This is a genomic window from Pandoraea sp. CB10b_02 (assembly GCF_002216225.1).
Lineage (GTDB): Bacteria > Pseudomonadota > Gammaproteobacteria > Burkholderiales > Burkholderiaceae > Pandoraea > Pandoraea nosoerga.
The window spans coordinates 233,532-256,239 of record NZ_NJGW02000003.1 but is presented as its reverse complement, the minus strand read 5'-3'; the positions used below and the strand labels follow the sequence as shown (position 1 = coordinate 256,239).

The window sequence follows — 22,708 nt, the reverse complement described above, 5'->3', positions numbered from 1 at the left end:
GCACGCCAGCCGTGGTTGGCGTCCGATATCCGGGTTGCGTGCCGAAAGGGCACGCGCATCGGGTAAAATCGCATTTTACCGAACCTTGATGCATTCCCGTCATGTCACACCCTAACGAAACCTCCGGCCTTTCCTATCGCGACGCTGGCGTCGACATCGAAGCGGGCGACGCGCTGGTCGAAGCGATCAAGCCGTTTGCCAAGAAAACCCTGCGCGACGGCGTGCTGGGGGGCATCGGCGGCTTTGGCGCACTGTTCGAAGTGCCCAAGCGCTACAAGGAGCCGGTGCTCGTTTCGGGGACCGACGGCGTGGGCACCAAGCTCAAGCTCGCCTTCACGCTGAACAAGCACGACACGGTCGGCCAGGATCTGGTCGCCATGAGCGTGAACGACATTCTGGTGCAGGGCGCCGAGCCGCTGTTCTTCCTGGATTACTTCGCCTGCGGCAAGCTCGACGTGGCCACCGCGGCGACCGTGGTCAAGGGCATCGCGCACGGCTGCGAGCTGGCCGGCTGCGCGCTGATCGGCGGCGAGACGGCCGAAATGCCGAGCATGTATCCGGACGGCGAGTACGATCTGGCCGGCTTCGCGGTCGGCGCGGTCGAAAAGAGCAAGATCATCGACGGCACGACCATCGTGCCGGGCGACGTGGTGCTGGGCCTGGCTTCGTCGGGCGCGCACTCGAACGGCTACTCGCTCGTTCGCAAGATCATCGAAGTGGCCCGGCCGGACCTGGACGCCGACTTTCACGGCCGGCCGCTGCGCGACGTGCTCATGGCGCCCACGCGCATCTATGTCAAGCCGCTGCTGGCGTTGATGCAGACGCTCACCGTCAAGGGCATGGCGCACATTACCGGCGGCGGTATCGTCGAGAACATCCCGCGCGTGCTGCAGGACCATCTGACGGCCGACATCAAGAAGGACGCCTGGACGTTGCCGCCGCTGTTCCAATGGCTTCAGGAGCACGGCAAGGTGGCCGACGCCGAAATGCACCGCGTGTTCAACTGCGGTATCGGCATGGCGGTGATCGTCTCGGCGGCGGACGCCGACGCGGCGCTCAGGCACCTCGAAGCCTCGGGCGAGACGGTCTACCGCCTGGGCACGATCCGCGAGCGCAAGGAAGGCGAAGCACAGACGATCGTCTCCTGACGTAACGCGACATCGAGGCACCGGCCGGCTGGGCGGCCTCTGCAACATTTGCAGCATTTGCAACATGCGAGCCGCCGGGCGCGCGCGACCGAAGCCCGTCAGGGCCCACCTGACGGGCTTTCGCTTTTATCGGAGCGAGCCACGGCCTCCCGAGCGCGCATGCCGACCAGGCCGCAGGCGGCGCCACACCACCACACCCGCACCACCCACCACCCGCGCCTCACGCCCGCTTCATCCGCGCCTGCACGGCCCGCATGACGTCGTCGAGCGTGGCTTCCATGACACGCACGAGATCGTCGAGCTGTGCGCTGGGCGCCGCCGCGCGAGGCGTCACGCGCAGCGTGTGAAAGGGCATGGACGGCTCGAACCGTCGCAGCACGAGATTCGAGTCGAGAAAGTCGTAAGCCGAGACCGGGTGCAGCAGGCCGACGCCCACGTTCTCCTTGACCATCGTGCCGATGTTGATCGAGTAGCGCGCGGTGGCCACCACCTGTCGATGCAGATTGCCTTCGGCGAACAGGCGGTCCATGCCCCAGCGCACCATGTCGGTCGGCTCGTATGACAGGATCGGCTGATCCTGCAGGTCGGCCAGGCGCACGACCTTCTTGCGCGCGAGCGGATGGCCGGCCGGCAGCGCGCAGATGGCGTCGAGCTTGGCGAACGAGACGGCGTCGGTGGCCGCCACGTCGATGGTGTCGGTCACGAGTCCCAGCGCCAGTTGATGCGTGACCACCTGATCGCGGATCAGGTCCGACGCGCCGGTCGTCAGCGCGAGCTGCACGCTCGGATGCAACGCGCGGTAGCCGGCCATCACACGCGCGAAGAAGCCCAGCCCGAACGACACCACCGAGCCCACGCGGATGACGGCCTTATCGGGATTGCGCAGGTTGAGCGCGAACTCGCGGATGTTGTCGAGCCCGGCGTAGCGGCGCTCCACTTCCTCGAAGAGCGCAAACGCCTCGGCCGTCGGCTCCAGACGGCCGCGCGCGCGATCGAACAGCGTGAGGCGCGTCGAGCGTTCGAGATCGGCGATGAGGCGACTCACCGCCGACTGCGACATGCCGAGCACCTGGGCCGCCTTGGTGGTCGTGCGCGTGAGCATCAGCGCCCGAAAGGCGTCGATGTGCCGGAAATCCATCGGTTCTCCACGGAAGGGTTGGCGCGTTCGATGCGCCGCGAAAGTCTCGCGGGCGGCTTGCGAGGCAGGCCGCCTGCCGCGCCCGCCTTACAGCGCGAAAGCGTGGATTTTACCGCCCTTCATGACCACGGGAATGCGCTCTCCCTGGCCGAGCAGGCAGTCGAGCGACTTCAGCGGATTGCCGTCGACGACGAGCACGTCGGCATGCGCGCCGGGCACGATCTGGCCGAGCTGCCCTGCCTGGCCGAGCACCTCCGCGCCGATGACCGTTGCACTGCGCAGGATCTCGGCGGGCGTCAGCACTTCGGCGCGCAGCCGGAATTCGTCGCTCTGCAGCCGCTGCGACTCGCCCAGCAGGTCCGAGCCGTACCCCATCTTCACGCCGGCCTCGCGGAAGATCTCGAGCGAGCGCAGGCCGGCCGCATGCACGTCGGCAATCTTCGCGACGCTATCCTCGGGCAGGCCGAGCGACTTGCCTTCGCTCGCGAGGGCGTCGTAGGTCACGAGCGTCGGCACGGCGTAAGCGCCTTGTTCGGCCATGTAGCGCGCGGTCGGCGCGTCGACGAGGTTGCCGTGCTCGATGGTGCGCACGCCGCAGCGCACCGCGCGCTCGATGGCCGGGGCCGTATAGGCATGCGCGAGCACGTAGGTGCCGCGCGCGCGCGCCTCGGCGACGATCGCGCGGATCTCGTCTTCCGAATAGCCCCACGCGCCCACGGGATCGGTCGGCGAGGCCACGCCGCCAGAGGCCATGATCTTGATCTGATCGGCGCCCATTTGCAGTTCCTCGCGCACGGCGCGGCGCACTTCGTCAACGCCGTCCGCCACGCGCGAGAGGGCGCCGACGCGCACGCAGCACGGGCACGGCCCGTCGGTGCCGATGTAGTCGGTGCGCGCGCGGCCGTCGCCGTGTCCGCCGGTCTGGCTGATGGCGCGGCCCGACACGAACAGGCGCGGACCCTGTGCAAGGCCGCTCTCGACGGCCTGCTTGATGGCATGCCCCGCGCCGCCGGCGTCGCGCACCGTGGTGAAGCCGCGTCGCAGCATGCCCTGCAGGATCGGCACGGATTTGAGCGTGACGAGCACGTTCGGCAGATGCGCCTGCGCTGACAGGTTGAGCTGCGTGGCATGCACGTGCACGTGCAGATCGATGAGACCGGGCATGACGGTGCGCCCGCGCGCGTCGATCTCGCGCGCCGACGCGGTGCGGATCGGCCTGTCCGAGACTTCCTTGATGCGACCGTTTTCGATCAGCACGGCGTGGTCTTCGCGCAGCACGCCCTCGATCGGGTCGAGCAGCGCGCAATTCGACAGCAGGATCGACTCCATGACTTTTCCTCCCGAGTGGTGATGATTTTTTTCGTTGCGCGGCGCGCTCAGTCGATGGTGGCGTGCGCGAGCGTGCGCGGCGTGCGGGTGAGCACGCGCGGCGTGTCGCCCGTGACGACCGAGTCGTCGAGACGGAAGCCGCCCAGTCCGTAGACGTAGATGCCCGGCTCGGCCGAATAGACTTCGTTGGCGAGCAGCGGACGATGGCTGAACGCCATGTCGTCGGGGTACTCGTGGCCGATGATGCCCATGCCGTGCCCGGTCCGGTGACGGATGTACGCGCCGCAGCCGGCCTTCTCGATCACGGCCTGCGCGGCGGCGTCGATGCCCGAGACCGGCCGGCCGGTGATGGCGGCGCCCACGGCGGCCTCGTTGGCGGCGCGCGCGACTTCATAGAAGCGCGCCTGCTCGCTCGAGGGCTTGCCGCAGAACCATGTGCGCTCGTTTTCGATCACGAGGCCGTTCAGGCGCGGGATCACGATGTTGACGAGACCGTCGCCGGCGTTGATGCGCGCGCCGCACGACGCGCCGTCGCCGTGCGGCGAAGCCGAGGCGGGGCCCGAGAGCGTCCAGCAGCGCATGACTTCCAGGTTCTCGCCGGGAAAGCGTTTGGCGCCTTCGGTGACCATCAGCGCGGCCATCGAGTAGTCGAGCTCCTGCACCAGACGTCCCGGACGAATGTTCTCGCGATAACGCTCCTGCACCCAGTCGGCGAGCGCCGAGGCCGCCTGCATGATGGCGATCTCTTCCTCGTGCTTGACCCAGCGCAGCGCACGCATGTCGGCGAGCATCGGGACGAGCTTCGCGTCGGGCATCGACGCGGCGGCGCGCGCGAGCGGCCCGCCCGCGGCGTCGACGCCGATGCGCGAGGCGCCAAGCCCCGCCGCCCGCAGGCGCTCGGCGATGAGCGCCGGGACTTCGGCGAGCAGCGGCAGGCGTTCGGTCACGCGCGCGTGCTCGGCATAGAGCGCGACGCGATCGAGCTCGAGCCAGAGGTGGCCGCGCTCGCGCGCCATCATCAGATGGTGCGTGGACAGCTCGTTCATCACCGCGAAAGGCTCGCCATTGCGCGGCACGCAAACGGCGATGGGGCGCTCCCAGGTCTGCACGTCGACGTGGAAGTTGGTCGCCCACTGGAAGAAATCGGCGGCGGTAAACACGAGCGCATCGACGCGCGCCCGGTCCATCAGGTCGTGCATCAGGCGTTGCCGGTATTGACGGGTGGCGTGAGAGAGGGTCGGCATGGCGGAGTCCTTTGTGCGAGATGTCGGCGGTGTCGGGGCGATCGGACCACTGCGGCCGGATCGCTGTGACCGGGCGGGTCGATCGGGGCGATCAGGTCATCATGGTCTTCGCGTAACGGCGCTGGATGAGCCAGTGCGAGGCGATGGCGAGCGCGAACGTCACGACCATCGACACGATGGAGAGCACCGCGCCGAACGGCCAGTTGTTCGCCTTGGCGATCTGGTCGTAGATCGCGGGCGTCATCATCGTGATGCCGGTGCCGCCGAGCAGCACGGGCGTGGCGTAGGCGTTCATGCACAGGATGAAGACGAGCATGGTGCCCGCGGCGATGCCGGGGGCGGCCATCGGCAGGATCACGCGCGTGAGCGTTTGCCGGAACGTCGCGCCGAGGTTGCGCGCCGCTTCCTCGACCGAGAAATCCATGCCCTCGAGCACGCTTTGCAGCGTGAGGATCATGTACGGCAGTACCACCGCGGTGGTGCCGATGACCACGGCAAACGGCGTGTACAGCAGGCGTACCGGCTCGGCCACGATCCCCAGCGAGACGAGCAGCGAATTGACGAAGCCCGCGTTGCCGAGCATGACCATCCAGCCCGCCGCGCGCACGACGTTGCCCACGAGCAGCGGAAACACCAGCAGCATCACAAGCAGGCTCTTGAAGCGGCTTTGCGCGCGCGCGAGCACGTAGGCGACGGGAAAGCCGAACACGAGCGCGAGCGCCGTGCACAGCGAGGCGACCTTGATCGTCGTCCAGAGCACCGTCAGGTAATAGGGATCGGTGAAGAACTTGACGTAGTTCGCGCCAGTGGTCGCCGCGCTCATCATCTCGACCGGATCGAAGCGATTGAAGCTGTAGCGAATCAGTTGCAGGCCGGGCAGGACGATCACGAGCAGCACGACGAGGGTGGCCGGTGCAACGAGCGAGCCGCCTGTGAACGCGCCGCGCACCGTCCGCGCGGGCCCTGTGGCGCGGGTGGCCGTGGGCGACGAGTTCACGAGCGGGCTGTCGAGTCGCGCTTCGTGGGACCCTCCGAGGGGGGCGCCCGAATCGGGCGGGGTGGCGCTCACAGGCCCACCTTGAATTCCTTGTTCCAGAAGTCGAGCAGCGCGGGCTTGTCCGCGGTGAAGCGTGCGTAATCGAGCTTGACCATGCGATCGAGTTCGGCGCCGGTAAATCCCACGCTCTGCTGCAGCGACGGCGGCAGGTTGGCGTTTTTCACCGTCGGCGCGTAGCCCATCGTCTCGGCGAAACCGATTTGCGCGCGCGGGTCGAGCATCGCGTCGAGGTAATTGAAGCCGCAGGTCTTCGATTGCGAGTTCTTCGGCACCGCCGCTTCGAACGTGACGGGCACCGCGCCTTCCTTGGGCACCACGTAGTCGATCGGCACACCGGCCTTCTTCCATTGCAGGGCGCGCGCTTTCCACATGCAGGTGAACCAGATGTCGCCGCTCTTGAGCGCCGAGGCGACCGCCTCGTTCGACGGATACACCTTGGGCTGCTGCGTCTTGCGCAACTCGCGCAGGAACTGCACGCCGCCGGCCGTATTGCCGTCCTTGTGGCCGGCGGCGAGCGAGCTGCTCACTACGTTGAAGTTGTAGAGGATGTCGGAGAAGCCGACCTTGCCCTTGAGCCTGGGGTCGAGCGCGGCCGTGAACGAATCGGGCTTCGTGCCGAGTTTTTCGGGGTTGTAGACGATCACCATGGCGCTGAAGATGTGCGGTATCGAATACGGCCGGCGCAGCGCTTCGAGCGTGTTGGCGAGATTCGGTACGAGCTTGGTGTCGACCGGCTCGAGTATGCCGGAGCGGTTGATGTCGTACATGTCCAGATCGGCCAGGCACGCCACGTCCATCGAGCCGCGCCGCGACGTCTTTTCGGCGCGCAGCTTGGTCATGCGATCGACCTGTCCGGCCGAGTCGTATGTCACCTTGCCGCCGGCGGCTTCGATGATCGGCTTGCCGATGTTCTGCTCGAGCAGATTCAGATAGTCGCCGCCCCAGGTGCCGACGACCACGTTCGGACACGCCGCGCCAGCGTGTGCGCTAAGCGCGTCGAGGCCGAGCGCGGGGGCGATCACCAGCCCGGAGGCGGTCTTCAGGAACGTGCGGCGGTTCAGGGCGTGCGTCATGTCGTCATCCTTCGAAACGTGGGCGGAATCGTGTGCGGGTGATACGGGTTGCGAGTGATCGTCAGGCGTTGAAGAACAGGCAGTCGCTGCTCGCGAAGCAGGCCTTGAGCGCGCGCCCGGGGGCGTAGCGGCTCGTGTCGTCGCGCGCGATGTTCGGGACGTGCGCGACGAGCGTCTCACCGTGTGCGCTCTTGAGCCGAAGCTCGAGCGTGGCGCCGAGATAGATCGTCTGATCCACCGTCACGGGCAAGGCGGTTTCATTGTCGGCGGGGGCATCGGCCAGCCGCAGGCGTTCGGGACGAATGCCGAGCGTGGTCGCGTCCGCGCCCGCGCCGGCCAGGGCCAGGCGCTCGCCTTTCGCGGTGATGAAATGGCCGTCATGCACTTGACCGGCGAGGAAATTCATCTTGCCGAGGAAGTTCGCGACAAACGGATTGGCCGGACGTTCGTAGAGCGCGTCTGCGGTGCCGATCTGCTGCACACGGCCGTCGTGCATCACGGCGAGCCGGTCGGCGATGGCGAGCGCTTCCTCCTGATCGTGCGTGACGAAGATCGTGGTCAGGCCGAGCCGGCGCTGCAGCGCGCGGATTTCCTCGCGCACTTCGGTGCGCAGCTTGGCGTCGAGATTCGAGAGCGGTTCGTCGAGCAGAAACACATCGGGCCGGATGGCGAGCGCGCGCGCGATCGCCACGCGTTGCTGCTGGCCGCCCGAGAGCTGGCGCGGGTAGCGCCCGGCGAGTGCGGACAGGCGCACCATGTCGAGCGCTTCGCGAATGCGCGTGTCGCGCTCGGCGCCCGATAGGCGCCGCATCTCGAGCCCGAACGCCACGTTCTCGGCCACGGTCATGTGCGGAAACAACGCGTAGCGCTGGAACACCATGCCGGTGTTGCGGCGATGCGGCGGCAGGCGCGAGACTTCCCTGCCGCCGATCCAGATCTCGCCCGCCGTGGGCTCGACGAAGCCCGCCACCATGCGCAGCGTCGTGGTCTTGCCGCAGCCGCTCGGGCCGAGAAAGGCGACGAGCTCGCCTTCGGCGATCTCCAGCGAGAAGTCGGCGACGGCGGCGGCATTGCCGTACTGCTTGCGCAGCCCGCGAAGCGAAACGTTGGCCATGTCAGATCACCTGGCTGAGTTTGACGAAGCGATCGGTGATCAGCATGACGATGCCGAGCAGCACGATCTGCGCGGCGGAGACGGCCGCGATCGTGGGATCGAGATTGAATTCGAGGTACTGCATGATCGCGATGGGCAGCGTGGTCTTGCCCGGGCCGACCAGCGGCAGCGTGAGCTCGAGGTTCTCGAACGACACGATGAAGCTGAACAGCACCGCCGCGACGATGGCCGGACGCAGCATTGGCAGCGTTACGCGCCAGAGCGTGCGCCACGGCCCCGCGCCGAGGTTGCGCGCGGCCTCCTCGATGGTGCCGTCGATCTGCGCCAGGCTGGCGCCGACGAGCCGCATCGTCCACGGAATGGTCAGGCAAACGTGTGCGACCACGAGGCCGCCGAAGGTGCCGACGATGTCCGCGTCCAGAAAGTTCTCGGCGCGCAGATAAAAGAGATAAGTGGCAATGCCCGCCACGATGCCCGGCACGACGAGCGGCAGCAGCAACACGTTGCCGAGCGTGCGACGGCCCGGGAAGCGATAGCGCGCGAGCGCGAGCGAGGCCGCCACGCCGAGGATCACGCCGCCGATGGCGGCAAAGGCCGCGAGTTTGAGCGAGAGCAGAAAACCGTCCGCGAACGCGGCGTTGCGCCACGCGTTGAGATACCACGACACCGTGTAGCCGCTGGGCGGGAAGGTGATGATCGCGTCCTTGAAGAAGCTCAGCCACACCACGAAGATCAGCGGGCTGAGCATGAACAGGTAGATGAGCGTGATGCCGGCGCGCACAGCCCATCGGGCCACGGATGCGCGGCGCGGTCCACCCGCCGGCAACGCGAGCGTGCTGCCCGCCAGCCCACCTGGCTCCATCGAAGTCTGCGTCATTGGCGTCCTTCCGGCATCGTGGATTCGATGCAAATTTGCATTGCACGAAACGTCGATATGCAAATTAGCATATCAAAATCGACATGCAAACCGGAAAGCTGTCAGGGTTTCAACGGAGACGGGGGGCGCCGGTCAGTACGTCGCGATGCCTCGCACAAGGTGCGAGAGGGCTGTTCGGTGCGCGCAGCAGGCGCGCCGCGCATCGAACGGCTGCGAGGGCGGTGCAACGCCTGCTTACGACCGAAGCCGCGAAGCCGTGAAGCTGTGAAGCCGCGAAGCCGCGGAGGGCGGGCCGCGAGGCGTTCAGTCTTGCCAGAGGGCGCGCACGGTCGCGAGCGCGCGTGGCAGGGCGTCGGGGGCGGTGCAGTCGACGACGTGGCGCTCGGGCATCGAGCGCAGCCACGTGAGCTGGCGCTTGCACAACTGGCGCGTGGCGAAGATGCCCTTGTCGCGCATGGTGTCGTAGTCGGTCTGGCCGTCGAGGTATTCCCACACCTGGCGATAGCCGACGCAGCGCATGGAGGGCAAGCCGGGATCGAGATCGCCGCGCGCGCGCAGGCGCGCCACTTCCTCGACGAAGCCGGCCGCGAGCATGGCGCGAAAGCGCTCGGCGATGCGTGCGTGCAGAACCGAGCGGTCGCCCGGCTCGAGCGCGACGGGCACGAAAGTGGGCACGAAAGCGGGCGCATTGCCGTCCTGCGGCGTCGGCGCCTGTTCCGCCAGCCACTGCGACATCGCTTTGCCCGTCAGCGCGAAGATCTCCAGCGCGCGCTGGATGCGTTGCGAGTCGTTCGGCGCGAGGCGCGCGGCCGTCACCGGATCGACCGACGCGAGGCGCGCGTGCATGGCAGGCCAGCCTACGCGCGCGGCATCTTCGTTGAGCTGCGCGCGCACGGCCGCATCGGCGCGGGGCAGCGGCGAGAGGCCTTGCGTGAGCGCCTTGTAGTAGAGCATCGTGCCGCCGACGAGCAGCGGGCGCCGTCCGCGTGCGGCGATCTCGCCGACGAGTCGCAGCGCGTCCTCGCGGAACTGCGCGGCGCAATAGGCGTCGCGCGGATCGATGATGTCGATCAGGTGATGCGGGACCGCGGCGAGTTCGGCGGCGCTTGGCTTGGCCGTGCCGATGTCCATCTCGCGATAGACGAGCGCGGAGTCCACGCTGATGATCTCGAGCGGGGTGTCCCGCGCGAGCGCGAGGGCCGCGGCGGTCTTGCCGGAGGCCGTCGGACCCAGCAGACAGACGATCGGGGGAGATGCCTTCATGAACCGCTCAACGTCCGCGCATGAACAGCTTGTCGAGGTCGCCGAGCGTGAGCTGGTACCAGGTGGGGCGGCCGTGATTGCACTGGTCGGCGCGCTCGGTGGCTTCCATCTGGCGCAGCAGCGCGTTCATCTCCTCGTGCGTGAGGCGGCGATTCGCGCGCACGGCCGTGTGGCAGGCGAGCGTGCCGAGCAGTTCGTGCTGGCGTTCCGTGAGCACGCGCGAGCCGCCGTACTGGCGCAGATCGGCGAGCACCGCGCGCGCGAGCGCCTGAACGTCCGCACCGTCGAGCAGGGCCGGAATGGCGCGCACGGCGAGCGTGGTCGGCGACATGGCGGCCAGGTCGAAGCCGAGCGCGGTGAGCGTCTCCCGGTGCTCCTCGGCGGTGCCGATCTCAATCGGGTCGGCGAAGAACGTCGCCGGAATGAGCAACGGCTGCACCGGCACGCTGCGCGCCACGAGGGCCTGCTTGAAGCGCTCGTAGAGGATGCGCTCGTGTGCGGCGTGCATGTCGACGAGCACGAGGCCGTGGGCGTTCTGCGCAAGGATGTAGATGCCGTGCAACTGCCCCAGCGCGAAGCCGAGCGGCTGATCGAGCGCCATGGCCTCCGCGCTGCCGGCCGGCGCCGCGGTGCTGCCCGCTGCGCCGGCGAGGCCGATGCCGTCGGCCGGCAGTGAACCGTCGCGCGCAGTGGCGCTGCCATAGGTCGGCGCGGGTACGTCCGTGACGCCCGGCTGGCCATACGGGCGCGGCGCGGGCGGTGCGGCCCGGCCGAACAGGTTGTCGTAGACGGACAGCGGCTGCGCGACCGGCAGCGTGCCTTGCTGCATGCGCGGTGTCCAACTGGCGCCGCCCGGCATGCCGGCGCTGCCGGCCGACCGCGCGCTGCCGAACATGGGGCTCGCAGCGCCCGGCCCGGCGGCGAGTCCGCCAGCATCGGTCAGATGCGCGGCATGCGATGCCCCGCCGCTGCCGGCCGCACGCGCGAGCGCACGCTGCACCGCGTGGAACACGAACTGATGAACGCTGCGGGCGTCGCGAAAGCGCACTTCGATCTTCGACGGATGGACGTTCACGTCCACCAACTGCGGCGGCAGCTCGAAGTACAGCACGTAGGCAGGATAGCGGTCGCCGTGAAGCACGTCTTCGTAGGCGGCGCGAACGGCGTGCGTGAGCAGTTTGTCGCGCACGAAGCGGCCGTTCACGAAGAAGAACTGCTGGTCGGCGCGGCCGCGGCTCGCCGTGGGCAGGCCAACGAAGCCCGACAGACGCAGGTCGCCGGCGCCTTCGTCGAGCGCGAGGTGCGCGTCGGCGAAGTCGCTGCCGAGCACGCGCTTGACGCGCGTGGCGGCGTCCGAGGCGTTCCAGTGCTCGACCGCGCGGTTGTTGTGCAGGATCGAGAAGCCGACGTCCGGACGCGCGAGCGCGCTGCGGCGAATGACGTCCATGCAGTGCCCGAATTCCGTTTGCTCGGTCTTCAGGAATTTGCGGCGCGCCGGGGTGTTGAAGTACAGGTCGCGCACGTCGACGGTCGTGCCCACGGGGCCGGCTGCAGGCGTGAGCGCGCCGGTGTTGCCGTCGATGGCGGTGGCATGCGGGGCATCCGCCTGACGGCTCGAGAGCGTGAGCTGCGCCACCGAGGCGATGGAGGCAAGTGCTTCACCGCGAAATCCGAGTGTCAGCACCGACTCGAGTTCGTCGAGCGTGCGGATCTTGCTCGTGGCGTGCCGGGTAAGCGCGAGCGGCAACTGGTCGGCGGACATGCCGCCGCCGTCGTCCGTGATCGCAATGCGGCGCACGCCGCCTTCTTCCAGCTTGATCTGGAGCGCCCGCGCGCCGGCGTCCAGCGCGTTCTCGAGCAATTCCTTGACTACCGACGCGGGACGTTCGACCACCTCGCCGGCGGCGATCTGGCTGATGAGCTGATCGGGGAGAACGCGGATCGGGCGCGCCGGCGCCAGGCCCGCCGGCATGGGGCCGGGACGGCGCTCGGGAACGTCGGCAGAAAGGTCGGCAGAAAGGTCGGCGGCCGCGCCAGGGGCGGCGGCCGAAGCGGCGTCAGCGGGCGCGGTGGCCCGGGCTGGCGAGGCGGAGGCGGAGGTGGGGGTCGCGGACATGGGAACCATTATAAAGGCTGCCCTCAAAGACATAAGCCGACCGACGTTTCAGCCTGCAATACCGTTAGAATCCGACGCATTCCTGTCATGGGAGCGTTCGGGCATTCCGGGCATCCGAGGGCATTCGGGGGCATTCGGGGGCATTCGGGGGCATTCGGGGGCGAAATGCTGCCGCGCTCGATTCCCCATGTCCGACGCCAGCCGACTGTCATGGGGACTTAACGACGCCCGATGTGCGCGCTGGTATGATGCGAGTCGTCGCGAGCCCGTGGGGACGGGCCGGCGTCCTTTATCTTGAGGAATCGTCTTGGATACTTTGGTGCAGTTGCTGGAGATGGTGCTCCACATCGATAAACATCTGGGCGTGTTTATCGATCAGTACGGAAACTGGGTGTATCTGTTCCTTTTCATGATCGTGTTCGTGGAAACGGGGCTGGTGCTCTTTCCGTTCCTTCCGGGCGATTCCCTGCTGTTCATCGGCGGCGCCTTTGCCGCCACCGGCGCCATGGACCCGTGGCTGCTGGGCGTGCTGCTCTTTGTCGCGGCCGTGACCGGCAACACCCTCAATTACTGGATCGGCTCGAAGATCGGGCCGCGCGTGTACGAGAAGAACTGGCGCTTTCTCGATCGCGACGCGCTGCGCAAGACCCATGACTTCTACGAGCACCACGGCGGCAAGACGATCGTGATGGCGCGCTTCGTGCCGGTGGTGCGCACCTTCGCGCCGTTCGTGGCGGGTGTATCGGCCATGTCGTGGGCGCGCTTTCAGTTCTACAACGTGCTTGGCGCCGCGATCTGGGTGGTGCTGCTCGTGGGCGGCGGTTATCTGTTCGGCAACCTGCCGGTCGTCAAGCAGTACCTGAACATCATCGTGCTGGTCGGCATCTCGGCCGCGGTGGTGCCCATCGCCCTCGGCGCACTGTGGAAGGTGCTCACGCGTGGCCGCCGGCGCGTGCCGCAAGGCCAGGGCGAGTAAGTCCGCTGCGGATCGGCGCGACGCGAAGCCGTCGCTTCCGAAAGACTCCTGCAGCAAACATGGCGCGTTCCGTCTGAAGCGCTTCCCAAAAGCTGGCCATGACGCCAATGCCCGGGAGGCAGTTCATGGCCGGGCGCGCCATTTTCTTGCGAGCGGCGCCGGCATCGGCGCGCACCGCGCCGCCCTTCTCACGTCGTTCCCGCGCCGTTCTCACGCCGTTCGGTTTTTCGCAATGGGCGGGTTCTTGGCGAAGTACGCCTTGATGCCCCTGAGCAACGCGTTGGCGAGCCGGTCCTGATAGGCGGGATCGTTCAGGTAGCTCTCTTCCTTCGGGTTGCTGATGAACGCCGTCTCCACGAGCACCGATGGAATGTCGGGCGCCTTGAGCACGGCGAACGCGGCCTGTTCCACGTTCTTGCTGTGCAGCCGGTCCGCCACCGTGCCGATCTCGGCGAGCAGCGCGGTGCCAAAGACCTTGCTGTCGCGGATCTGCGCGGTCGTCGACATGTCGAGCAGCGCGTGTGCGACGGCACGGTCATTGGTCTTGATGTTGACCCCGCCGATCAGGTCGGAAGCGTTCTGCGTCTTTTCGAGCAGGCGCGCCGTGGCGCTCGTGGCACCGCGCTCGGACAGCGCGAACACGGACGCGCCGTTGGCCGACGGCGACGTGAACGCATCGGCGTGAATCGACATGAACAGATCGGCGTCCACGCGGCGCGCCTTCTGCACGCGCACGCCGAGCGGCACGAAGAAGTCCGCGTCGCGGGTCATCATTGCGCGCATGTTGGGCTGCGCATCGATCTTCTCGCGCAGGCGCTTGGCGATTTGCAGCACGACCACTTTCTCGTATGTGCCCGCGCTGCCGATCGCGCCCGGATCTTCCCCGCCGTGGCCGGGGTCGATGGCGATGGTGAGCAGGCGCGCAGTCTTCGGCCCGCGAGCGGGCGCCGGCGCAGGCAGGCCGTCGTCATCGTCCTTGCGCTGCGCGAGAGGCGGCGCCTTGTCCTGCGTGGAAGCGCCGGCCGACGGACCAGGGCGCGACGGACGCGAACCGGGCTCGCGCTGCGCGTAGCGCTGGAAGAATGCCTCGCTCTCGTCGGTGCTCGGCGTGCCGGCGCCAGAAGACGGCGGCGGGTTCTGCGCCAGCGCCTCGGCCTTGTGTCCCGACTTGGCGAGCAGCTCCATGAGCGGATCGGGTTCGACGGCCGGGTAGAGATCGAACACCGTGCGGTACTTGTAGCCCGCAACGGGGGGCAGCGTGAACGACTGCGGCTTCACGCCGGCCTTCAGGTCGAACACCATGCGTACCACGCCGGGCTTGAACTGGCCCACGCGTACCTGGATGATCTGCGGGTCGTTCGGCTGGATCTTGGAGACGAGGTCGCGCAGCGCAGGGCTCAGATCCACTTCGTCGAGATCGATCACGAAGCGGTTCGGGCTCTCCATCAACTGCTGCTGAAACTTGACCGGGTTGTCGGTCTCGAGGGTGACCCGCGTGTAGTCGCGCGCCGGCCACACGCGCACGGCGACGATGGCATTGGCGCGGGCGAGGCGAGGGCCGGTGAGGGCGAGCACGAGGGTGGAGGCCCCGGCACGCAGCGCGCGGCGTCGGCCGGCATTGGGCGATGAGGCGTCGTCGGTTCGGGCGAAGCGTTTGATCAGCATGAGTTCAGGCAAGCAAGACCGGCCGGCGTGTAGGCGCTCGTCGTCAGACGGCGGCTGTTGCCGACAGGTTCCAGGCAAAGGCGCAAATCGGGCGTGCCCAGCAGGTCTTCCGCCTTTTCGGGCCATTCGACCAGGCACAGGGCGTCGCCCGCGAAATGCTCGCGAAAGCCCGTGTCGTGCCATTCGGCCGGATCGGCGAAGCGGTACAGGTCGAAATGATAGACCGGCAACACGCCGTGCGGTGTGTCGATGTTGTACGGTTCACACAGCGCGTAGGTAGGGCTCTTCACGCGCCCCGTGTGGCCGAGCGCGCGCAGCAGCGCCCGCACGAGCGTTGTTTTCCCCGCGCCGAGGTCGCCCGAGAGCTGCACGTGCAGTCCGGCGTGAGCGGCATCGGTATGCGCCATGCGCGCCACGATGACGCGTGCGAGCGCCGCGGCGAAGGCCTCGGTGGCGGCTTCGTCCGGCAGCGCGAAGATGCGCTCGCCCAGCGGGGGCGGCGCCGAGGAATCGGGCATGGCGGGCATTGCGTAAAATGGAGGGGATGAAAGCTTCCGTGATTTTCCCCGCTACCGCCGCACAAGTCGAGCCGTCGACGCTTCCGAGCGCCTCGGAAGTGTCGCCATCGCGCGACAACGCGAGCCTCGCGCCACTCGATGCCGCGGGGCTGCGTGCGCTCGCCTTGCGCATTCGCGAGTGGGCGCACGAGCTCGGTTTCGGTGCGGTGGGCATCACGGACACGGACCTCTCGCACGCCGAAGCGGGCCTGCAGCGATGGCTCGACGACGGCTGCCACGGCGAGATGGACTACATGGCCGCGCACGGCATGAAGCGCGCGCGGCCCGCGGAACTGGTGCCGGGCACCGTGCGTGTGATCAGCGCGCGCATGAATTACCTGCCGGGCGACACCGACATGGCCCGCTGGCGCCGTCACGAGGCCGAACGGGCGAAGCAGCCCGGCGAGGCGATCGTGTCGATCTACGCGCGCGGACGCGACTATCACAAGGTCATGCGCCACCGGCTCCAGCAGTTGTCAGAGCGAATTGCGCAGGCCATCGGCCCGTTCGGGTATCGCGTGTTTACCGACTCCGCGCCGGTGCTGGAGGTCGAACTGGCGCAAAAGGCCGGCCTTGGCTGGCGCGGCAAGCATACGCTGCTGCTCTCGCGCGACGCCGGTTCGCTCTTTTTCCTCGGCGAAATCTTCGTCGACGTGCCGCTGCCGGTCGATGCGCACATCAACGCCGATGGCGATGGTGGCGGCGATGGCGCCGGCAGGACCGGCGATAGGGGCGCGATGCGGCCCGGCGAGCACTGCGGGCAATGCCGGAAGTGCCGCGACGTGTGTCCGACGGGCGCGATCACCGAGGCGTTTCGCGTTGACGCGCGGCTGTGCATTTCGTACCTCACCATCGAGCACAAGGGCGCGATTCCCGAACCGCTGCGCGCGAAGATGGGCAACCGCATCTATGGTTGCGACGATTGCCAGCTCTTCTGCCCCTGGAACAAGTTCGCACAGCCTTCGCCGCTGGCGGACTTCGCGCCGCGCAACGGACTCGAGCGTGCGTCGCTGGTCGAGCTGTTCGCGTGGACGGAGACGGCGTTCATGGAACGGCTTGCCGGCAGTCCGATTCGCCGCATCGGGCACGAGCGCTGGCTGCGCAATCTGGCCGTCGGCCTCGGCAATGCCCTGCGCGGGACCTCGGACGCCGCCGCGCGGGTGCAACTGCGCAACGCGCTGCTCGCCCGCCGCGATCACCCTTCCGCGCTCGTGCGCGAACATGTCGAATGGGCGCTAGCCCAGGAAGGAGCCACGGTTTGAGTCCGCGCTCCCGCAACTTGGCTGATGCCATTGAGGCGGCTCATGCCGCCGATGCCGGCGATTGCGCCGACGCCATCGATGCCGGCAATGCCCTGGGCGACGCCGACGAGCCGTTCGAGCAGGCGGCGCGCAGCGGGGCGCACGATGGAGCCGATGGAGCCGATGGAGCAGCCGCCGAAGCGGACCCTCCTTCGTTCGACTCCGACGGCAAGGCGTTCCGCCGCAGCCTCGCGCTCATCGACCAGTTTTGCGACACCCTATGGCTCGAAGACGGCCTCTCGCGCAACACGCTCGACGCCTACCGCCGCGACTTGCGGCTCTTCGCGGAATGGCTGGGCGCCAAGCGCGACACACCGCTCGACGGCGTGGACGAGGCGGCGCTCTCGGCCTATCTGGCGTGGCGTCGCGACAGCCTGGCGAGCAGCATCAACCGTCGCCTGTCCGTCTTCAAGCGCTTTTACCAGTGGGCGCTGCGCGAGCACGTCGTGCAGCGCGACCCGTGCCTGCGCATCGCGTCGGCCAAGCGGGCGCAGCGTTTGCCTTCGACGCTGTCCGAGGCGCAGGTCGAAGCCCTGCTCGCGGCGCCCGACGTGTCGCAGCCGCTCGGACTGCGCGATCGCGCCATGCTGGAGCTGATGTATGCGAGCGGACTGCGCGTGTCCGAGCTCGTCGCGCTCAAGACCATCGAAGTGGGGCTGAACGAGGGCGTGCTGCGCATTTTCGGCAAGGGGGCGAAGGAACGGCTGGTACCGTTCGGCGAGGAAGCCAACGGCTGGCTCGCGCGCTATCTCGCCGAGAGCCGCGGCGTGCTGCTCGCGGGCCGTGTGTGCGACACGCTGTTCGTCACCCAGCGCGGGGAGGGCATGACACGTCAGGCGTTCTGGTATTTGATCAAACGCTATGCGCTGCAGGCCGACATTCGCGCGCCGCTCTCGCCGCATACGCTGCGTCACGCGTTTGCCACGCATCTGATCAATCATGGTGCGGATCTGCGCGTGGTGCAGTTGCTGCTCGGCCACGCGGACATCTCCACGACGCAGATCTACACGCACGTGGCGCGCGAGCGCCTCAAGGCGCTGCACGCCCAACACCATCCGCGCGGCTAGGCCGGTGCGGGCCTTCGCTCACAACAATGCCCTGAGCTTGTGCTTGAGCACCTTGCCCGTCGACGCGGCGGGCAGGGCGTCGAGCACGAGAATCTGCGCGGGGCGCTTGTAGGGGGCCAGGCGCCCGGCTGCCCACGCTGCGAGCGCGCTCACGTCGATGTCATGGCCGGGGCGTGCTTGCACGAACGCGACGACCTCCTCGTTGCCGTCCCGCGCGCGGCCGAGCACGGCGGCCTGCAGCACGTCCGGATGACTCGCAAGCGCCTGCTCGACCTCGGTCGGGTAGACGTTGAAGCCGGAATGGATGATGAGCTCCTTGGCGCGCCCCGCGACAAACAGCGCGCCGTCGGCCTCGCGGTGTGCGAGATCCCCGGTGCGCAGCCACCCGTCGGCATCGATGGCCGCCGCGGTCAGTTCGGGCGCGCGGTAGTAGCCGAGCATCACGTTCGGTCCGCGCACCCAGAGCTCGCCGACTTCGCCGTCCGGCAAGTCGCGGCCGTCGGGCGCGACGATGCGCACCGCGACGCCGGGAATCGCGGGCCCCACGGCGCAGTCCTTGCGAGGCGCGTCGAGACGGGTCTGGGAGACGGTCGGGCTGCTCTCCGTGAGCCCGTAGCCGTTATGGACGGGCAGGCCATAGAAGGCCTCGACGCGCGCCTTGAGGGCGGCGTCGAGCGGCGAGCCGCCCGAGTAGACGAAGCGCAGGCGCGGCGCAACGAGCGGCGCGTTACGACTTGCCACGTAGGCCATCAGCCGCGCGTGCATGGCGGGCACGCCCTGCAGGATCGTCAGGCCGTCGCGCGCGAGGGCGTCGAGCACCGCTTCGGGCGTGAAGCGCGCGGCGAGCCGCAGTGTCGCGCCTGCGTAAAGCGTGCCCAGGCACACCGAGGTGAGGCCGTACACGTGGGAGATGGGCAGCACGCCGTAGGCGACGTCCTCGACGCACACGCGACGCAGCGTGCTCGACACCGCCGCGACGAACATCAGGTTGCGGTGCGACAGGCACACGCCTTTCGGCGTGCCGGTCGTGCCCGTCGTGTAGATGAGCGCGGCGCACTGTCTGGCAGGATCGGCTTGCACCGCCTCCGCTTCGCTGGCGGGGTCGGTGTCGGACACGGCGATGGCGCCCGGCGCGAGTTCGGGCCAGGCCACGGTGGCCGCGTCGGCGCGCGCATGCGCGGCGGCGTCGGGCGAGGCGTCGACGGTGTAGGCGGCGCAACGCGCGCGCGCGTGCTCGCGGATCGCACGCAGCTCCGTCGCGCTGAGCCGTGCGTTGCACAGCAGCGGCCATGCGTCGAGCGACGCGACGGCGAGCAGCAGCACCACGTAGGCGATGCTGTTCTCTCCGACGATCATCACGCGATCGCCGCCACGCACGCCGTGCCCGCGAAGGCGTGTGGCGCAGGCCGAGACGGCGCGCGCGAGTTCGCCATAGGTCACGCGACCGCAGTCGTCGATCAGGGCGGTGCGAGCAGGCGCGTGCGCGGCAATGCGCGCAGGCAGGGTATCGATGCGTGCCGGCAGGTTCGCCAGCAGCGTGGCGGCGAACGCGTCTTCTCGCGAGGTATCGGGGGGCGCGGACATGGCTGGCATTGTAATGCGGGCGCCGGCACGCGGCAGAACAGGCGCGGCGCCCCCTGTTTCATTACAATAGGCGCCCATGAGCAAGACCAGACACGTCTCGGAAACGCCGGCCACGCAGTTTCTGAAGCAGAAGAAAGTGGCCTTTACGGAACACGTCTACGAGTACGTCGATCATGGCGGCACCGGCGAGTCGGCGCGCCAGTTGGGCGTGGATGAACATTGCGTCGTCAAGACGCTCGTCATGGAAGACGAAAAAGCGCGTCCGCTGATCGTGCTCATGCACGGCGATCGCACCGTGTCGACGAAGAATCTGGCGCGCCAGATCGGCGCCAAGCGCGTGGAGCCGTGCAAGCCCGAAGTCGCGCAACGGCATTCGGGCTACATGGTGGGGGGCACGTCGCCGTTCGGCACCAAGAAGGCCATGGTCGTCTACGTGGAGTCGTCGATTCTCGATCTTCCGCAGATCTATATCAACGGCGGGCGCCGCGGCTATCTCGTCGGCATCGCCCCGCAAGTGCTTCTCAACACGCTGGCTGCCAAGCCGGTCGCCTGCGCGCTCGACGAGTGAGGCGCCGCGCGCCGCCGTCCACGCGCGGGAGGGCCGCGCGGCGCAACCCCGTGTTTGCCAGAATGGGGCGGCGGGGTGGCTCAAGTAGAATGGCGCCCATCACAAAAACTCATCACGCACGAAGTTCATGGCCACACTGGTTTTTATCGTTCTCGCGTATCTGATCGGCTCGGTGCCGTTTGCGGTGATCGTCAGCCGCACCATGGGGCTGGCCGACCCGCGCAGCTACGGCTCGGGCAACCCCGGCGCCACGAACGTGCTGCGCTCGGGCAACAAGAAAGCGGCCGTGCTCACGCTCATCGGCGACGCCTTCAAGGGCTGGCTCGCGGTATATCTCGCCGAGCGCTTCGCCGGTGCGTGGGGCGTGGGCGAGTTCGGGCTGGCTGCCGTGGCGCTGGCGGTATTCATCGGCCATCTGTACCCGGTGTTCCTGCGCTTCGCGGGCGGCAAGGGCGTGGCGACGGCCGCCGGTGTGCTGCTCGCCATCGATCCGATCCTCGGTCTGGCGGTCATCGCCACCTGGCTGATCATTGCGGTGTTCTTCCGCTATTCCTCGCTGGCCGCGCTCGTGGCGGCCGTGTTCGCGCCGCTCTACTACGTGTTCATGTTCGGGCTCGGCCCGTATGCGCCGGCGGTGATCGTGATGGCGATCCTGCTCGTCTACCGGCATCGCTCGAACATCGGCAAGCTCATTGCCGGCAAGGAAAGCCGCATCGGTCAGAAGAAGTGACACCGGGGGGCTTTTCCGCAATGAAAAAAACCCGCAGGCGCTGCGGGTTTTTTTGTGCCTGACGGCGCCCGAGAGCGCCGCAAGCGCACGATGCGCGATGCGCGCCCGTGCTCAGTCGCGGAAGTTGTTGAAGTCGAGCGGCGTGTCGGTCACGTCCTTGCGCAGCAGCGCGATGGCGCTTTGCAGATCGTCGCGCTTGGCGCCCGAGACGCGCACCGTGTCGCCCTGGATGCTCGCCTGCACCTTCATCTTGCTGTCCTTGATCAGGCGCACGATCTTCTTGGCCAGGTCGCCTTCGACGCCCTTCTTGACCTTGACCACCTGCTTGACCTTGTCGCCGCTGATCTTCTCGATCTTGCCGTAGTCGAGGAAGCGCACGTCCACGTTGCGCTTGGCCATCTTGCTCACGAGCACCTGCGTGACCTGATCGAGTTTGAAGTTGTCGTCCGCGTACAGCGTGAGCTCCAGCTCCTTGTGCTCGATGCGCGAGTCCGATCCCTTGAAGTCGAATCGCGTCGAGATCTCCTTGTTGGCCTGCTCGACGGCGTTCTTGACCTCCACCATGTTGGCTTCGCTAACCACGTCAAACGACGGCATCTGGCTCTCCTGAAATACAAAGGGTTCGTGAAATGGCGGCCGCGCCCGGCAACAGTATCGGCACGCGTCGCATGCCGGTGCGGCGTTCCGAACGGCGGCGACGGCGCCGGTATAATGCGAAAACCCGTGCACGCCCGTGCACGGGTTCGTGCGGAAATTCGTGTGCAAGCCCGCGCGCAAATGCTTCTCGCCCGACATTGTAATTCAGCCGTCGGTTCCGCGTCCCCTTCCGGCGATGACCGGCGATGGCCGGCGCGGCCCGCGCCCAATGGTGTCTTCTTACTTCATGCTCCAGTTGCAACGCGACGTCAGTCTGCGCGAATTCAACACCTTCGGTTTGCCCGCCACCGCCCGCTATGTCGCGACGATCGACAGCGAGGCGGCGCTGCTGGAGGCCCTTGCCATGCCCGAGCTGCGCGGCCTGCCCCGGCTGGTGCTCGGCGGCGGCAGCAACGTGGTGCTCACGCGCGACTTCGACGGCGTGGTGCTGCGCATGGCCATTCGCGCTCGCGAACGCCTCGCCGATGATGCCCACGCCCGCTACGTGCGCGGCGGCGCGGGGGAAGTCTGGCACGACTTCGTCGACTGGACGCTCTCGCAGGACTGCCCGGGTCTCGAGAACCTCGCGCTGATTCCGGGCACGCTGGGCGCGGCACCCATCCAGAACATCGGCGCCTACGGGCTTGAGTTGGCCGAACGTTTCGCCGAGCTGCGCGCGCTCGATACGACGACCGGCGAATTCGTCACGCTCACGCGCGAGACGTGTGCGTTCGGCTATCGCGACTCGTTGTTCAAGCGCGAGCCGGGCCGCTACATCATTGTCGCCGTCACGCTGCGGCTGCCGCAGCCGTGGCAGGCGGTCACGGGTTACGCCGACGTCTCGCGCACGCTCGCCGAGGCGGGCATCGATGCGCCGCACGCGCGTCAGATCTTCAACGCGGTCGCCGACATTCGCCGCCGCAAATTGCCCGATCCGATAGAACTTGGCAATGCGGGCAGCTTCTTCAAGAACCCTGTCGTCGACGCAGCCACATTCGCCGCGCTGCGTGAGCGTTTTCCGCAAGCCGTGGGCTACGCACAGCCGGATGGCACTTCCAAGGTGGCCGCCGGCTGGCTCATCGACCAGTGCGGCTGGCGCGGCAAGTCGCTCGGCAAGGCCGGCGTGCATGAGCGTCAGGCGCTGGTACTCGTCAACCGGGGCGGTGCGAGCGGCGCGGATATCGTCGCGCTCGCACGCGCCATACAGGCCAGCGTGCACGAGCGCTTCGGCATCACGCTCGAACCCGAGCCGCTCGTGCTCTGAC

Annotated in this window: 20 protein-coding genes; 7 read left to right on the top strand and 13 right to left on the bottom strand. The window is 67.8% G+C overall.

Annotated elements, in window-relative coordinates:
• The first annotated feature begins 101 nt into the window (after positions 1-101).
• Positions 102-1,148 (top strand): phosphoribosylformylglycinamidine cyclo-ligase, encoded by a 1,047-nt coding sequence (gene purM / locus CDN36_RS04635; protein WP_150556690.1) that lies wholly within the window; start codon positions 102-104, stop codon positions 1,146-1,148.
• 220 nt (positions 1,149-1,368) lie between these two features.
• On the opposite strand, the gene CDN36_RS04630 is transcribed toward purM, so the two are convergent.
• The 9 genes from CDN36_RS04630 to mutL all read right to left on the bottom strand — a co-directional run bounded on the left by CDN36_RS04630 (position 1,369) and on the right by mutL (position 12,215).
• The gene (locus CDN36_RS04630) at positions 1,369-2,286 is read right to left on the bottom strand and encodes a LysR substrate-binding domain-containing protein (protein WP_287496094.1); all 918 of its coding nucleotides are present in this window, start codon (positions 2,284-2,286) and stop codon (positions 1,369-1,371) included.
• Positions 2,287-2,373: 87 nt separating this feature from the next.
• Positions 2,374-3,615: a metal-dependent hydrolase family protein gene (locus tag CDN36_RS04625; protein WP_150556692.1), complete on the bottom strand. Its 1,242-nt coding sequence runs from the start codon at positions 3,613-3,615 to the stop codon at positions 2,374-2,376.
• 47 nt (positions 3,616-3,662) lie between these two features.
• The gene (locus CDN36_RS04620; protein WP_287496093.1) at positions 3,663-4,859 is read right to left on the bottom strand and encodes a M24 family metallopeptidase; all 1,197 of its coding nucleotides are present in this window, start codon (positions 4,857-4,859) and stop codon (positions 3,663-3,665) included.
• 91 nt (positions 4,860-4,950) lie between these two features.
• Complete coding sequence (locus CDN36_RS04615; protein WP_287496092.1) at positions 4,951-5,856, bottom strand: ABC transporter permease; 906 nt, start codon at positions 5,854-5,856, stop codon at positions 4,951-4,953.
• Between the two features lie 68 nt (positions 5,857-5,924).
• Positions 5,925-6,989 (bottom strand): extracellular solute-binding protein, encoded by a 1,065-nt coding sequence (locus tag CDN36_RS04610; protein ID WP_150556694.1) that lies wholly within the window; start codon positions 6,987-6,989, stop codon positions 5,925-5,927.
• Positions 6,990-7,050: 61 nt separating this feature from the next.
• Entirely contained in the window at positions 7,051-8,103 is a 1,053-nt protein-coding gene (locus CDN36_RS04605) for an ABC transporter ATP-binding protein (RefSeq protein WP_287496091.1), read from the bottom strand.
• A 1-nt stretch (position 8,104) separates the two neighbouring features.
• The gene (locus tag CDN36_RS04600) at positions 8,105-8,980 is read right to left on the bottom strand and encodes an ABC transporter permease (RefSeq protein ID WP_287496090.1); all 876 of its coding nucleotides are present in this window, start codon (positions 8,978-8,980) and stop codon (positions 8,105-8,107) included.
• Between the two features lie 303 nt (positions 8,981-9,283).
• Complete coding sequence (gene miaA, locus CDN36_RS04595) at positions 9,284-10,243, bottom strand: tRNA (adenosine(37)-N6)-dimethylallyltransferase MiaA (protein WP_287496089.1); 960 nt, start codon at positions 10,241-10,243, stop codon at positions 9,284-9,286.
• Between the two features lie 7 nt (positions 10,244-10,250).
• On the bottom strand, positions 10,251-12,215 hold the full coding sequence (gene mutL / locus CDN36_RS04590; protein WP_287496153.1) for a DNA mismatch repair endonuclease MutL: 1,965 nt from the start codon (positions 12,213-12,215) through the stop codon (positions 10,251-10,253).
• A 451-nt stretch (positions 12,216-12,666) separates the two neighbouring features.
• On the opposite strand from mutL, the gene CDN36_RS04585 reads away from it, so the two are divergent.
• Positions 12,667-13,335, top strand: coding sequence for a VTT domain-containing protein (locus CDN36_RS04585; protein WP_287496088.1), 669 nt, complete (start codon positions 12,667-12,669; stop codon positions 13,333-13,335).
• 210 nt (positions 13,336-13,545) lie between these two features.
• On the opposite strand, the gene CDN36_RS04580 is transcribed toward CDN36_RS04585, so the two are convergent.
• Positions 13,546-15,000: an N-acetylmuramoyl-L-alanine amidase gene (locus CDN36_RS04580; protein ID WP_174966448.1), complete on the bottom strand. Its 1,455-nt coding sequence runs from the start codon at positions 14,998-15,000 to the stop codon at positions 13,546-13,548.
• Positions 14,994-15,527, bottom strand: a complete 534-nt coding sequence (gene tsaE / locus CDN36_RS04575; RefSeq protein ID WP_287496087.1) for a tRNA (adenosine(37)-N6)-threonylcarbamoyltransferase complex ATPase subunit type 1 TsaE — start codon at positions 15,525-15,527, stop codon at positions 14,994-14,996. Before tsaE ends, CDN36_RS04580 begins: the two co-directional genes overlap by 7 nt.
• A gap of 17 nt (positions 15,528-15,544) precedes the next feature.
• On the opposite strand from tsaE, the gene queG reads away from it, so the two are divergent.
• Positions 15,545-16,819: a tRNA epoxyqueuosine(34) reductase QueG gene (gene queG, locus CDN36_RS04570; protein WP_287496086.1), complete on the top strand. Its 1,275-nt coding sequence runs from the start codon at positions 15,545-15,547 to the stop codon at positions 16,817-16,819.
• A gap of 92 nt (positions 16,820-16,911) precedes the next feature.
• Positions 16,912-17,925 (top strand): site-specific tyrosine recombinase XerD, encoded by a 1,014-nt coding sequence (gene xerD / locus CDN36_RS04565; protein WP_502920336.1) that lies wholly within the window; start codon positions 16,912-16,914, stop codon positions 17,923-17,925.
• A gap of 18 nt (positions 17,926-17,943) precedes the next feature.
• Here xerD and CDN36_RS04560 read toward each other — a convergent pair whose 3' ends face one another.
• The gene (locus CDN36_RS04560; RefSeq protein WP_287496084.1) at positions 17,944-19,509 is read right to left on the bottom strand and encodes a class I adenylate-forming enzyme family protein; all 1,566 of its coding nucleotides are present in this window, start codon (positions 19,507-19,509) and stop codon (positions 17,944-17,946) included.
• Positions 19,510-19,585: 76 nt separating this feature from the next.
• Between CDN36_RS04560 and ybaK the strand changes: the two genes are divergently transcribed.
• Both ybaK and plsY read left to right on the top strand, forming a co-directional pair.
• Positions 19,586-20,077 (top strand): Cys-tRNA(Pro) deacylase, encoded by a 492-nt coding sequence (gene ybaK / locus CDN36_RS04555; RefSeq protein ID WP_150556703.1) that lies wholly within the window; start codon positions 19,586-19,588, stop codon positions 20,075-20,077.
• A 127-nt stretch (positions 20,078-20,204) separates the two neighbouring features.
• Complete coding sequence (gene plsY, locus CDN36_RS04550) at positions 20,205-20,807, top strand: glycerol-3-phosphate 1-O-acyltransferase PlsY (protein WP_287496083.1); 603 nt, start codon at positions 20,205-20,207, stop codon at positions 20,805-20,807.
• 111 nt (positions 20,808-20,918) lie between these two features.
• On the opposite strand, the gene CDN36_RS04545 is transcribed toward plsY, so the two are convergent.
• A complete protein-coding gene (locus CDN36_RS04545) occupies positions 20,919-21,404 on the bottom strand; it encodes a YajQ family cyclic di-GMP-binding protein (RefSeq protein ID WP_150556705.1) in 486 nt (161 codons plus the stop codon).
• A 268-nt stretch (positions 21,405-21,672) separates the two neighbouring features.
• On the opposite strand from CDN36_RS04545, the gene murB reads away from it, so the two are divergent.
• Positions 21,673-22,707 carry a UDP-N-acetylmuramate dehydrogenase gene (gene murB, locus CDN36_RS04540; protein WP_287496082.1) on the top strand — a complete coding sequence of 345 codons (1,035 nt, stop codon included), beginning with the start codon at positions 21,673-21,675 and terminating at the stop codon, positions 22,705-22,707.
• Position 22,708 lies beyond the last annotated feature (1 nt).

Coding starts and splice junctions, on each gene's coding strand:
- purM (WP_150556690.1), top strand. CDS start 102: ATGTCACACCCTAACGAAACCTCCGGCCTTTCCTATCGCGACGCTGGC.
- CDN36_RS04630 (WP_287496094.1), bottom strand. CDS start 2,286: ATGGATTTCCGGCACATCGACGCCTTTCGGGCGCTGATGCTCACGCGC.
- CDN36_RS04625 (WP_150556692.1), bottom strand. CDS start 3,615: ATGGAGTCGATCCTGCTGTCGAATTGCGCGCTGCTCGACCCGATCGAG.
- CDN36_RS04620 (WP_287496093.1), bottom strand. CDS start 4,859: ATGCCGACCCTCTCTCACGCCACCCGTCAATACCGGCAACGCCTGATG.
- CDN36_RS04610 (WP_150556694.1), bottom strand. CDS start 6,989: ATGACGCACGCCCTGAACCGCCGCACGTTCCTGAAGACCGCCTCCGGG.
- CDN36_RS04605 (WP_287496091.1), bottom strand. CDS start 8,103: ATGGCCAACGTTTCGCTTCGCGGGCTGCGCAAGCAGTACGGCAATGCC.
- CDN36_RS04600 (WP_287496090.1), bottom strand. CDS start 8,980: ATGACGCAGACTTCGATGGAGCCAGGTGGGCTGGCGGGCAGCACGCTC.
- miaA (WP_287496089.1), bottom strand. CDS start 10,243: ATGAAGGCATCTCCCCCGATCGTCTGTCTGCTGGGTCCGACGGCCTCC.
- mutL (WP_287496153.1), bottom strand. CDS start 12,215: ATGCCGGCGGGCCTGGCGCCGGCGCGCCCGATCCGCGTTCTCCCCGAT.
- CDN36_RS04580 (WP_174966448.1), bottom strand. CDS start 15,000: ATGCTGATCAAACGCTTCGCCCGAACCGACGACGCCTCATCGCCCAAT.
- tsaE (WP_287496087.1), bottom strand. CDS start 15,527: ATGCCCGCCATGCCCGATTCCTCGGCGCCGCCCCCGCTGGGCGAGCGC.
- queG (WP_287496086.1), top strand. CDS start 15,545: ATGAAAGCTTCCGTGATTTTCCCCGCTACCGCCGCACAAGTCGAGCCG.
- CDN36_RS04560 (WP_287496084.1), bottom strand. CDS start 19,509: ATGTCCGCGCCCCCCGATACCTCGCGAGAAGACGCGTTCGCCGCCACG.
- ybaK (WP_150556703.1), top strand. CDS start 19,586: ATGAGCAAGACCAGACACGTCTCGGAAACGCCGGCCACGCAGTTTCTG.
- plsY (WP_287496083.1), top strand. CDS start 20,205: ATGGCCACACTGGTTTTTATCGTTCTCGCGTATCTGATCGGCTCGGTG.
- CDN36_RS04545 (WP_150556705.1), bottom strand. CDS start 21,404: ATGCCGTCGTTTGACGTGGTTAGCGAAGCCAACATGGTGGAGGTCAAG.
- murB (WP_287496082.1), top strand. CDS start 21,673: ATGGTGTCTTCTTACTTCATGCTCCAGTTGCAACGCGACGTCAGTCTG.